The organism is Brevibacillus sp. MER 51 (genome assembly GCF_023714195.1).
Classification (GTDB): Bacteria; Bacillota; Bacilli; order Brevibacillales; family Brevibacillaceae; genus Brevibacillus.
Window position 1 is genome coordinate 99,826 of sequence record NZ_JAMAUS010000010.1, and the last position, 12,297, is coordinate 112,122.

A 12,297-nucleotide genomic window follows, 5' to 3' on the forward strand; every position below is an offset into this window, starting at 1 on the left:
TATGAAGCGAATCGGAACGCAGCATTGGAGCGCCATAAACAGCTTGATCCCTCCTACGTCAGAACTAGTGGTCATGCCAAAGCCGCACGATCAACCAGCGGTTATCGTCGCTGATCTCGATGGAGATAATCATCAGGAGATTGCCTGTGTTTATCGCAACAAGGGCGAAATGTACGTCATGGTCGCCAAGCAGGATGAGGATCGCTGGCACCCAATCGGCAATTTCAAAGGACAAGGCTATACGGTTTCCGAATTAGTGGCTGCTCCGATTGTCAACGCCCACATGAATAGCTTATTGATTGGGTGGCAGATAGGCGGGGTATGGTCAAATATAGACATTTTGCAGTGGTCAGCGAATGGATTTATGCACATGCTCCATCAAGAGACACGAACAAGCAGGGTAGAGGTGGAGGACATGCCGGGGGTTAATGGAATGGATGGCTACGCAGAGCTTGCGCTGTGGCTACATGATAGCGGAAAAGCGTTTCAAGTAGAGGTGTATAGGTGGGACGCAGGAAATCTGGTAATCGCAGACGATGTCTATCCCTATTATTTTCAGAAGATGGTTGCCTACTATGAGTCTGTCCTCGAAGAGAGCGATTTGGCGAAGTATTGGTACTACTTGGGAGACGCGCAAAGAAAAGCAGGGATGCATGCTCAAGCTTTTCAATCTATTGAGCAAGCATTGCAGTTTCCCAATCCGTATTCTTATCGGGAGGCTTTGCTTCGTTGGAAAAAGGAGTTGGATGGAGCAAACAGGAAAAGCTAAAAAAGCACCCATTGGCGGGTGCTTTTACTCTGTATGAGAGGGAATCGTTGTTTCCTTATTGCACTTTATAAGACATCAAAATTTCTTGTGCGAGTGGCTTCCACTCTTCCATTTGTGCCTCGGTGCAATTGAAAGTGGTCATCAGCATTTTGCCGTCGAGCTCTGTAAAGAAAATGAGGTTGTAAATTTTCGTATCAGCAGCAGGAGTCAGCAGTTCGAACACACCAACGTTTTTCCCGTTGATTTGGATTACTTCATCGCGATACCAGGTCGCATCTTTGTACATATTGGAAAACGCTTGTTTCATCGGGTCCTTCAGGTCTTTGATGAGGCTGTCCTCCTGAATAGGAGTTTCTGTATGACTAAACGCAATGTTAATGGAACCTTTTTCATCGGTATAAATCAGGGTAGGACGATTTTCCATCGGGTATTTTGTTTTTGCCATCTCTTCGGACATGACAGTAAAGCCTTTTGGAATCAAGATTTCCACTTTGTCATTCAGAACCTTTTTTGCTTCCAGCTTGTCGTTTGTTGTTGCAGTTGGAGCTGGTGTAGCAGAATCTGTTTTTGGAGCTTCAGTTGTTTTAGCAGCTTCTGTGGTTTGTGCTGCATTTTGCTCAGCTGGCTTTGTATCAGCTGGTTTGTTCGAACAAGCAGACACAGCCAACATGGAGAGCAGCAAAGCTACGGATACTAGTTTTTTCATCTGAATTGATCCACCTTTTTATACATAATTGGAAATGTGCGGAATTTCCTTTCCGATTCTATCATGAGGTGTATAATATTGGGAATACGGGAGGTTGATTGCGAATATTCGAATAATACCACCCTCTCTTACATACCCAAGGGAACTAGGATAAAATACACCTATTTAAACTGTAGTAAAATGAGTAAAATTACCTATTTTCATATATTTTTTGTCGTAATATAACGGTTGCGAACCTTCTCTCTCAAATAATTTAACGCAAAACGCAAAAATGCCCCGTTCCACCCCATATAAATTCCGAAATTGTTTAGCTGTGCAACATGACCGAGCATGACAAAGCGCTTGAAACGGGCATTCCGACCTTTTGGCGCTTGCAGTCTGCCATTGATGCGTAGCGTACTCCATCCCCACAAATGGGTGAAGCAATAATGTAGAGCCTCAGATGACAGCTCCACATCACAATCGAGTGGATCGCATGGGGATTCGATCAACCCATCTGCTAGGGAAAAGCGAAATGTCTTTTGATAGTCTGACAAATAAAAGGTAACGGGCCTAACGATAGAGAGAAACAGCGAATGATTATTTTTTCGAATCTGTTCCTTGAAGTCCAAGCCTGCCTCGAGTAGCATGTCCCATTCGATTTTAACCGAAGAAAGAAGAGTAGGAGAGGAAGCCATCTTCTCATAGTCGCGTGCGTAGAGGGCGAGCGACTTCGCAGGATCATGCGCTTCATGTGGCGTCCACGTATCCCCGGGGTACAAAATAATTGGTTCGGCATCCGTTTCCTCCCGCAATAGGCGGTACACACTGTCTACTTTATTGATCGCATCATTCATGTAATAGTTTTCGTCGTGACAAAACCAGGCGAAGCTGGCGAAGGGAATCACGTAGAGAGGTTGAAGGACTTCCACCTGTTTTTTCACCCGGGCGAGCTTTTCCATAGCACGTTTTTTGCGGAGCAGGAAGTCTTCCTTGTTCCCAGCCCATCCCGCATACGAGAATTGCGTCCATACTAGATCGATGTCACCAACACGGTTCAGGATATCCTTGGCTTCTTGTGTGGTGCTGACCTCGCAATCGTTCAGGTTCAGGATTGTCATATCAGCTGTCTTGATGCACAGCCAGGAATCGCCGACAGGAAACGGCCGACATAAAACAGAGATATCGTCGGACAAGGAGTACCATTTGTCCGGGGAGAGCTCAATGACTTGCTGAAAGCCAAAGGCACGGCACCAATCGATCACTTTTTTATCGGTTGACTGCTGGTAGAGGATCGTAATTCGCTTGCGATACTCCTCGGGTATGGTTCGCAGGCTCTGTGGATGAAAATGATCTGGATGCTCATGAGAAAACCATATATGCGTAATCTCGGCAAAATCCTCAGATGTGAAGCGGGTTTTGGCTAATAAGCCCCAGCCGTTATCAAAGGCAGTTCCCGTAAACCAAGGATCGGTCAATAATTTGATGGAATCGTGTTCCCATAGAAACGAAGCGTGGTTGATCATTTGAAATTTCATGTGGTTTGTCTCCCTATGTATACTAGCGATTTGCTAAAAGGGATGATCCTGCCGGGGAGGAAAACGTTACAGGAATTTGAAAAATATATTTTTTCTGGGGGATGTGTCACAAGCTGTGCATGAGGAGGATCGTAACAAGTGAACAGCAATCAACGAGTCGAAAGGATGAACTGACATGAAAAAGCAAGCACTTGTTACCGTTAGCATGGTAGCACTCCTTCTCTCAGCAGTATCCCCATTCGGGATCGCACAGGCACAAACCAACATGGTAGCCGCTGCTAATAAAGCACAAGCGATCACTTTTGATCAGCTCGTCAAAGAAATGGATAAAAAACAGCCTGTCTCCATGTACATCGAATCCACGCACACATCGAAAGTGAAGCAGGGCACCCAGACCCAAAAGGCAAAAACATGGGATAACACGATCAAAGGAGAATGGAGAGAGGAAATCTCAGATGGGAAAAGGGTTCAGCATGCCGTAGGGAAGGCGGGACAGGTGGCAGCGTATCAAGAAGGCGGCAGAGGATTTATCCACTCCGCAACGATTGGCACATACGATAATGAAATCAACAGGACGAAGCGAGAGCTAAGTCGATTGAAAGTGGCGCTGCCAGATTCGAAGGTAGCGATCACTGTGAAGGAAGCACAACTGTTGAATCGAGCTGTGTATCACGTCGCGAAAAAAGAAGAGGCGAAAATCATTGGCAAGCCTCATCATTACCAGGATGACCTGTGGATCGACAAAGAAACAGGGCTGCTTCTCAAACGCACCTTCTCTCACAATCAAGCACAAGCATTTTCGTACACCGTAGACAAGGTGGATTTCCAACCCGTTTTTGATGAGAAAACATTCGAAGTGAGCATTCCAGCAGGTGTGGAGCAGAGCAAGTTTTCCCCTGAGGTGGAAAAGGGAGTAGCCGAGGTGACGAAGCTTTTCCCGGACACGGCACAGTTTTCCGATTATGATGATTACGGCATCGAAGGTAACTGGCAACTCTTGAAAATGCTTGAAGCACAAAAACGAGTGTACAGTCCGACCCCTCGCGCAGAAGCTTACGTTATCATGGATGCCCGTACAAACGAATTGGGCAAAGTCATGATCCAAAATCCAGATTGGGTTTCGAAAAAGCTCCCTGCCGAGAAGGTGGCAAAAGAGAAAGCAGCCGCTTTCCTGAAACAGCTGGTGGGCGATCAAGCAAGCCAGTATAAAGTAGAGGCAAAGGTGCAGCGGGGCGGTGGCGGTGTCAGTTTTGAAGACTATGACTATAGCTTTGTGACAGCAGACGTGACGTTCCGTCCAGCCACAGGTAAGGGAATCACGATCTCCGTGGATGAAGCAGGGCGCATCGTAGGTTTTCAGTATACGGATAAGTAAGGAAATCGGTAGGGAAGAGAGTCGCTTGCTTTTGCGGGCGACTACTTTTTTTGTCAAGATGAACGCCAAAAAGCATTCGGAATACGAATGCTTTTTACGTGTAACCAATCCTGAATTTTAACCGATAAAACGAATAATCTCTTCTTTCGCTTGTCGGGTTTTCGCACGAGGTTCATTTTTCCGATAGCCAAAAGCCACCATGCAAGCGACGCCGAAGCGCTCTCTGTCGAGGAGCCCCTCCGCCGCAAGGATATCCTCGACCTTTTCTTTTGCAAAGCCTTCAATAGGGCAGGAATCAATGCCGATCATCGCAGCAGACGTCATCATATTGCCAAGCGCGATGTAGGTCTGTCTGGATGCCCATTCGAACATGACTCGCTCGTCTTCAAACAGGGCGAAATCGTTTTTCAGGAAGTGATCGTAAGCAGCGCCTTTTTGTTGTACGACGTTTTCCGGCAAGTCCTGCGTGTCTTTCATCATATGCTGGATATATTCGGAATCCGCGGCCATTTCTTGTTTGGTCCGCGCCAGTACGATGACGAAATGGCTTGCGGTCGGCAGTTGCTTTTGCGCACCCCATGTTACCGGTAACAGCTTCTCTCTAAGAGTCGGATCTTGCAGCACGAGGAAGTTCCATGGTTCAAAACCAAAGGAGCTGGGCGACAGGCGAGCTGTCTCCATAATAAAGTCAAAGTCTTCAGCCGTAATTTTTTTAGCTGCATCAAACTCCTTGCAGGCATGTCTGAATTGATAAGCTTCTATAATTTGATCTTTACGCATGATGTCATTCCTTCTTTCGCATAAGTTTATGAAACCGTTGATAGAAAATGGGGGATTTTCCTCGATGAGGTCTCTCCCTTAAAAGTGTTTTACAAAACTGAGCATACCGAATACACTAAGGAAAAGTAAGTACGCACTTTTTCGGTTAATACTTACGAAAAGGGAAGTGAGTGGGATGAAGAAGAAACCAGCGATGAGGTACCTATTAAATGGCAAGGAATATCCTTGCCCGATCGAGCTTGCCGTCTCGGTTTTTGCGGGAAGATGGAAGGTATCAATCATTTGTCAGCTGTTCAAAGGGAAAAAAAGGTACGGAGAGTTAAAGAAAAATATAATTGGTGTGAATCATAAAATGCTGGCAGAGCAATTGCGAGAGTTGGAGGAAGCAGGGATCGTCAAGCGTGAAGTGTATCCGGTCGTTCCGCCAAAAGTAGAGTACGAATTGACTGAGCTAGGGCAAGGCTTGGGACCTGTCATTGAGTATTTGCGAGAATGGGGAGAACATTTTCATACAGAGGCACCAGATGAGTCTCTATCTACTGCTCACGGGTCATGAAAATCGCCACCTGAAAGGGTGGTTTTTTATTTTGTAACCTCCCGGTGGTTTTTCCGACTATTACATAGGACAAAAAACAAACACAAAATTCCTTGGGAGGGAACAACTGTGAAACATACAAAGAAATTGGCAAGCACGTTATTAATGGCAAGCCTGTTGGCGACAACTCCGTTATGGCTGCAACACCCGAAGATGACCGTACAAGCTGCGGACAATCAAGGGCAGGTGAAGCTCTCACCAGCAGCAGAAAAAACACTCCAGACGCTCTACGCCATCCAGCTAGAATTAAAAAATATGGACAAAAAGATGAACGGGCCGAAAAACGGTGTGTACGAGCTGCGCTTTGGCAAAAGAATAGCCCCAGACAAGATGGAGCTGTATGCCATGGTGGGCTTGGATGCAACGACTGGTGCCTTGCATAGCTACGAAAACGAACAGGAAATGCAGAAGCAAAACAATCAGCCATCGGAAGCGGTGGCCAAACAAAAATCTGCGGCATTTTTGCAAAAGCTCTTGGGAGATGATTTCAAAAAGTACAAAGCCACTCAGACAACAAAAGGTGAATGGGATGCTGTTACCTACACGCGCCATGAGCATGGTATACCTGTTTTCACCGATCGTTATGTCGTTGGCGTCAACGGTTCGAGTGTCATGTACGTCAACACGTTTGAAGGCGCCCCGCTCCGAGCAGCCTCTTCCTTGTTTGCCAAGCCAGGAAAGGTAATGTCCAAAGAAGAAGTGACGGGGAAAGTAGCTTCGCTCATGGAGCTCACGTATTCCGCGCATAAAAAGGAGACCGGAAAGCCGGCTTTGAAATACTCGCTAGAGTCGACCGGATACTTGGATGCTGTGACAGGAGAAGAAATCGAGAGTGCCTTTTCCCTTAAAAGCCGTTACTCGGATGTCATTGCTGTCAAGCCAGGCGGCAAAAAGCTCACAGCCAGTAATGCCAATGAAGCTATGAGAGTGCTGACAGAAGAATTTCAAATCCAGATGGATGGAATCACGTTAGAGACGGATACGCATACCCCGGCGGAAATGAAAGGGGAAGGGGAAACGATTTACAGGTCCAAGGGAAGAGATGGCAGAATCACAGTCTATACGAACAACAACGAAGTGACCGGCTTCCAGGTCCGCGGGAAAGTCGAGATGGCCAATGCCATACAGCATGGCAACAAACCGGCAAATGCCCAGCTTTCGTACGAGCAAGCCAAGGAAAAAGCGGTGCAGTTTTTACAGCCGTACCTCGACTCTAGTGTGAAAGAGCTGAAGATCGATCAAAAAGAGATCAGGATGCCATCTGCAACGTCATACAGCTTCAGCTTCTACGCGCTGCATGACGGCGTGATTGTTACAGACCAGAATTACCTCGTCAACGTAGACGGACAGACTGGGGAAATCGTGAATTACATGAACTCCTTTACGAAGCCATCTGCTCCGTTCCCGGACAAAAAGACCGCCATTTCCAAAGAAGCAGCCGCCAAGCACTTTTTGAAAGACCGTCCTGCTGTGCTCGGGTACATGTTCCCTGTTCAGAATGAGAAGGTGCTAACAAAGCCAAGTTTGGTTTATTCCATCGACACGGTTTCTTACTTCTTGCTTGATGCTGTAACAGGAAAGTCATTCAAATAATTGTATTCGATCCCGCTTCCCACCATGAGGGGCGGGATTCCATCATGTAGACATGTCCTGTCGCGAGAAGAGGAGGAAGCAGCCTTGGATGCTCGAGAAGATCGAGGTCTGCAAGACATATCAGGGATATACAGGATGTATTCCAAAGAAGTCTATCAGTATCTCTATCATTTTATCGGAAGTCGGGAAGCCGCAGAGGATTTGACCCAAGAAGTGTTTGTACGTGTCATTAAATCCTTGCACAGATTTGAGGAGCGCTCGAGTATGCGCACTTGGATTTTGCATATTGCCAAACATGTTGCTATCGATGAATACAGAAAGAAACGGCTGCAAACGATTTTTGCCGGGACCTTGCTAAAGCTGTTGCCCAGCTCGGAGGGTTTGCCGGAAAAGGAGCTGCAGGATAAAGAGGAACGTACTCATTTTGAAAAAGCGCTGCTGCAACTGAAGCCCAAGTACCGAAACGTCATCGTATTGCGGGGAATCAGAGAGTATACGGTGAAAGAAACAGCGGAAATTCTCGGCTGCACAGAGGCGAAGGTCAAAGTAGACTTTCACCGCGCGATGAAGATGGTAAAAGAAACGGCGTTACACATTTATGAAAAGGGGGCTGGTGTGCATGAAATTTCCTAGCGATGAAGAAGTGTTACAGGAATTTCGGAACAGACCGGATGCAGTCCCCCGGAGCGAGTTTTTGCACACATTAGAAAGAAAGCTGGTCGAGGTCGATCAACAGCATCGAAGCAGAAGCAAAACGCGACGCACGGCAATTCGACTGGGATTATCCGCAGCCGTACTGTTTGCAGTCTTTTTGCTGGCGCCGATTTTTCCCCGGCTGATTACCAATCCGGAATCCATCATGACGACGCAGACAGAAGCTCCACTCGTGTTGAAGGGTCAGCAGTTGAAGCTGGCGGAAGTATCCCCTGCCGCGAAGCTAACATTGGAAAAGCTGTTCAATCTCGTTCCGGAACTAAAGACGATGGAACCCAAAGTCATCGGAAAAGAAGATGGAATCTATGAGATTGTCTTCTATCAAAAGGAGCAAGGAAGGGAACAGCGGTACGTATCTGTAGAGATGGTAGCAGTCACGGGGAAAATGAGCCGTTACGAAAATGAGAAAACGATGAATGAAGGAGCCCCTTCGCCTACAGAAGAGCAAGCGAAGCAAGTATCTGCTGCCTTTTTACAAGCGCTGTTGGGAGACGAATTCAAGCAATACCAAGCGAGTCAGACCAGCGGCAATGATTGGGATGCGGTGACCTATACGCGCTATGCAAATGGGCTGCCCATTTTCTCAGACCGATATGTCGTTGGCGTCAATCGTAATGGTGTGACGTATGTCAATACGTTCGAAGCCGCGCCACTGCAAATATCTGCGGGGGAGTTTGCCGAACCAGACGCTGTATTGTCCGAAGAAGAGCTCTCAGAGAAAGTGGCGTCGCTCATGGAGCTTACCTATTTTGCGAGTGCGAGACATACTGGGAAGCCATCGCTGGCGTACTCTCTTCAAACGACTGGATACGTGAATGCGGTGATAGGAGAAGAGGTATGGGGGGAAGCGTCGCATAAAAGCCGGTACTCCGCTCCCATCCCGGTAACGCCTGGAGGCAAGAAGGTCGCTGTGCAAATGGAGGAAGAAGTGGCGAAGGCTATGGCGGAACAGTTTCAGGTGAATCTGGACGAATTTATCCTCACTGGTGGTAAGAAGACGATGGAGGGCGAGCAGATGACGACCTACAAGGCCAAGAAAGGGCTAGGCAGAGTCACCGTCTACTCAAACAACGGGGTAATTACAGGTTTTCAGGTGCGTCGTGGTACAGAGACGGCCAGATCTACACAGCATCAGAACAATCCAGTAAATGCTCAGCTTAGCTATGAGGAGGCCAAGGAAAAAGCCGTTCAGTTTTTGCAGCCTTATCTGGACAGTCGTGTGAAGGAGTTGAAGACCGACGAAACCCAGATGTCGATGCCTTCCGCAACGGCGTACAGCTTCACCTTTTACGTCCTTCATAATGGGGTGATTGTTGCTGATCAGCAATACCTCGTCAATGTGGATGGGCAAACTGGGGAGATCGTCAATTTCATGGACTATTTCACGAGTCCGACTGAATCCTTCCCGGAATTGGATACAGTCATATCAAGGGAAGAAGCAGTCAAGCGATTTTTGCAGAGCCATCCGGTTGAATTGGGGTATGTGCTACCGATAGCAGATGGGAAGCTGCAACAAAAGCCGCTTCTGGTTTATACGGTGGACACGATTTCTGGCTTTAGGCTGGATGCAGTAACAGGAAAGGAATTCAAATAAGCATAGGTGATCCCGCTTCTCATCAAGAGGGGCGGGGTTTTTTGTGGCTCGGGGGAAGTAAAATAGCAATCCGTATTTACCCAAGAGCTAATGGATTATATGAAAAAAATGGAATAATATGTAACATGAAAAATTGCCCCTCCGTCTTACCATTGGTAAGGTCAAACAAATTGACCTGGAGCTGGTCTACGTGTGGGAGCAGTATGATGGTCAAAGAGCTCCCGAACCGCAACTAGTCTATCAACGCAAATGGAAGAATGGCTATAGCTTTATCGATGCTTCGTCAGGGGAGCTCGTCAAGGTGTCCCGCCAATAAATGACATAACTAACAGCCGATTTGCTCTCGGAGCAATATCGGCTTTTTTAGTGCGCCTAGCATAGGCGTCGTCTCTAGGGTGAAAGTCCCGAGCGGGGGCGTTTATTAGTTAATGATAAAAAAAAATCCTCGATTTATAGAAAAAGTTAACATGTTACCAAAAATTTCCAATAATGTAGGTAAGGGCATTCTGGTAGTTCTGTATAGATGATCTGTCGATTCATTCTACGTATGAATCAGGTCCATTTATCGACGGAATATTCAGCATGCCATTAAAAAAAGGGGGCGATCTTCATGAATCTATAGAGGAAACCATTCCAACAGGATAACAACTTCTAAATCGGGAGGAACATTTATGCAAAGAAGTTTTAAAGGCCTGTTCACGTCTGTTTTTTCTTTGATTTGTGTTTTGTACTTTCAAACGGATGTTTTTGCCGCACCCGCATACGATGGAGTTGTCAAAATGAAGCAACCCTCTGGTGAATCGTTTCAAGCCGTGATGCATGGGGATGAATGGTTCCATTGGGCAAGTACAAAGGATGGTGATGTACTTTTACAAGATCAGGAGGGATATTGGAATTACGCTGAACTTACATCAGATGATCTGCAATCGACGGGGATAAAATATAAAATTGACGAAAAGCCTTCAGAAGCGGTAAATGAGAAAAATTTGATGGAATGGATAAATGAGTACGACCCTCAAGCGACTAAAAAACAGGAGTTCATGAATGAGCTTCAACAAGAATTTTCGGGATCGCCAGAAAAAAATATTGACGGAAGTATCACGCCAGTTTCAGGAACCCAAAAATTGCTTGTTTTGTTAATTGGATTTACAGATGTTGATATCGCCTATATCGATAACGATTGGAGCAACAAATTCTTTTCTGCAAATCAAAAGTCGATAAAGAATTACTATAATGAAGTGAGTAATGGAAAAGCACAGATCACCCCAGCATCCGAAATATATGGTACGCAAAATGATGGAGTTGTGAAAGTAAGATTAGATTACGCTCATCCGGATACATCGGGAAAAGACATTAGGACGGTTATAACAGATGCACTGGATAAAGCGGATCCTGTGGTGAACTTTGCTAGTTTTGATACCAATAATGATCAAGTCATCGACTCTAAAGATAGCTTCTACATTGTAACTGTTCTTGCTGGTAATGAAGAGGCTAGTGGTGGTGCAGCGCCAAATATTTGGGCACATCAGTGGTATGCTCCCAACACCAATCATGATGGTGTTACAGTATCAGGTATGTATACGACGCAGGGTGAAAAGCAATTTGGTCATATGGCAACGATGGGTATCACTGCTCATGAATTGGGTCATTCCTTGGGCCTTCCGGATCTCTATGGTGCTAATAATCATGTGGGTGGTCTAAGTATAATGGCAAATGGAACCTGGAATAATCTCCAAGGAGAAGAACCTGGAACGACACCCACTCATATGGATGCCTGGTCAAAAGCAAAATTAGGATTTGTAACACCAACTGTAGTAAATGCCACAAACAATTTTACGTTACAAGCCATCCCGAATAATTATAATGTTTTAAAGGTTCCTTTAAAGGATAATACGTATTTTTTAGTTGAGAATCGTGAAAAAGTTGGATATGATGCTAGCTTGCAAACAGTTTCTGGAGGCATCGCGGTTTGGCACATTGATGAATCCATGAGTAATAGCACGAATGATCCTCATCCTTTCATTGACATAGAGCAATCAGTGAGTGAATACCAAGACCCATTCTATTACACGAATAATAATCATGCTGCTACTTTTAGTCCAGACACCAATCCGAACAGCAATACCTACACGGGAGAAAAATCGGGAGTAACGATTACGACGACAAGCACAAGTAATTCTGCCATGAATGTGGCAGTCACAGCAGGAGAAGCCGGTCAGATTCCGAAAACGAATTGGGCGCTAAAATACGTAGACAGCGATGAATTGTACAATGAAGCTCCGAAAGCCTTTGATGGAAACAACAGCACGTTTTGGCACACGAAATGGAGCCCTGTAGCTCCAATGCCCCACGAGATTCAAATTGACTTGGGTGCAACGTATAGCATTTCCAAATTTAGTTACCTGCCCAGACAAGATGGTCAAGTGAACGGAACGATCAAGAACTATGAGTTCTACGTCAGCAGTGATGGAGTGAATTGGGGAACAGCTGTAGCCACAGGTACCTTTGCAAATGATACCACGTTGAAAGAAGTCAGCTTTGCAGCCAAGACAGGTCGCTACATTAAACTGCGTGCCTTAAGCGAGGTAAACAATAACCCATGGACAAGTGCTGCTGAACTCAATGTATTTGGGCAATAATGTATTGTGAGGGTA

Annotated in this window: 11 protein-coding genes; 8 read left to right on the plus strand and 3 right to left on the minus strand. The window is 46.0% G+C overall.

Annotation, left to right across the window (positions count from 1 at the left end; genetic code table 11):
* The first annotated feature begins 1 nt into the window (after nt 1).
* Nucleotides 2-769, plus strand: a complete 768-nt coding sequence (locus tag M3630_RS20830) for a hypothetical protein (RefSeq protein WP_251253354.1) — start codon at nt 2-4, stop codon at nt 767-769.
* A 55-nt stretch (nt 770-824) separates the two neighbouring features.
* Here the strand turns inward: M3630_RS20830 and M3630_RS20835 are convergent, their stop codons facing one another.
* Both M3630_RS20835 and M3630_RS20840 read right to left on the minus strand, forming a co-directional pair.
* Complete coding sequence (locus tag M3630_RS20835) at nt 825-1,475, minus strand: hypothetical protein (protein WP_173611123.1); 651 nt, start codon at nt 1,473-1,475, stop codon at nt 825-827.
* A gap of 200 nt (nt 1,476-1,675) precedes the next feature.
* Complete coding sequence (locus M3630_RS20840) at nt 1,676-2,992, minus strand: MBL fold metallo-hydrolase (protein WP_251253355.1); 1,317 nt, start codon at nt 2,990-2,992, stop codon at nt 1,676-1,678.
* A 175-nt stretch (nt 2,993-3,167) separates the two neighbouring features.
* On the opposite strand from M3630_RS20840, the gene M3630_RS20845 reads away from it, so the two are divergent.
* Complete coding sequence (locus M3630_RS20845) at nt 3,168-4,367, plus strand: hypothetical protein (protein WP_173611125.1); 1,200 nt, start codon at nt 3,168-3,170, stop codon at nt 4,365-4,367.
* Nucleotides 4,368-4,484: 117 nt separating this feature from the next.
* Here the strand turns inward: M3630_RS20845 and M3630_RS20850 are convergent, their stop codons facing one another.
* Nucleotides 4,485-5,147, minus strand: coding sequence for an NAD(P)H-dependent oxidoreductase (locus M3630_RS20850; protein ID WP_251253356.1), 663 nt, complete (start codon nt 5,145-5,147; stop codon nt 4,485-4,487).
* A 175-nt stretch (nt 5,148-5,322) separates the two neighbouring features.
* Between M3630_RS20850 and M3630_RS20855 the strand changes: the two genes are divergently transcribed.
* The 6 genes from M3630_RS20855 to M3630_RS20875 all read left to right on the plus strand — a co-directional run bounded on the left by M3630_RS20855 (nt 5,323) and on the right by M3630_RS20875 (nt 12,282).
* Nucleotides 5,323-5,703 (plus strand): winged helix-turn-helix transcriptional regulator, encoded by a 381-nt coding sequence (locus M3630_RS20855; RefSeq protein ID WP_173611127.1) that lies wholly within the window; start codon nt 5,323-5,325, stop codon nt 5,701-5,703.
* A gap of 108 nt (nt 5,704-5,811) precedes the next feature.
* A complete protein-coding gene (locus M3630_RS20860) occupies nt 5,812-7,335 on the plus strand; it encodes a YcdB/YcdC domain-containing protein (protein ID WP_251253357.1) in 1,524 nt (507 codons plus the stop codon).
* An 84-nt stretch (nt 7,336-7,419) separates the two neighbouring features.
* On the plus strand, nt 7,420-7,968 hold the full coding sequence (locus tag M3630_RS20865; protein WP_251253358.1) for an RNA polymerase sigma factor: 549 nt from the start codon (nt 7,420-7,422) through the stop codon (nt 7,966-7,968).
* Nucleotides 7,955-9,643 carry a YcdB/YcdC domain-containing protein gene (locus M3630_RS20870; protein WP_251253359.1) on the plus strand — a complete coding sequence of 563 codons (1,689 nt, stop codon included), beginning with the start codon at nt 7,955-7,957 and terminating at the stop codon, nt 9,641-9,643. The genes M3630_RS20865 and M3630_RS20870 overlap by 14 nt, the downstream gene beginning before the upstream one ends.
* 190 nt (nt 9,644-9,833) lie before the next feature.
* Entirely contained in the window at nt 9,834-9,959 is a 126-nt protein-coding gene (locus M3630_RS30990) for a hypothetical protein (RefSeq protein ID WP_285861628.1), read from the plus strand.
* Nucleotides 9,960-10,314: 355 nt separating this feature from the next.
* Nucleotides 10,315-12,282 carry a M6 family metalloprotease domain-containing protein gene (locus M3630_RS20875; protein WP_251253360.1) on the plus strand — a complete coding sequence of 656 codons (1,968 nt, stop codon included), beginning with the start codon at nt 10,315-10,317 and terminating at the stop codon, nt 12,280-12,282.
* Nucleotides 12,283-12,297 lie beyond the last annotated feature (15 nt).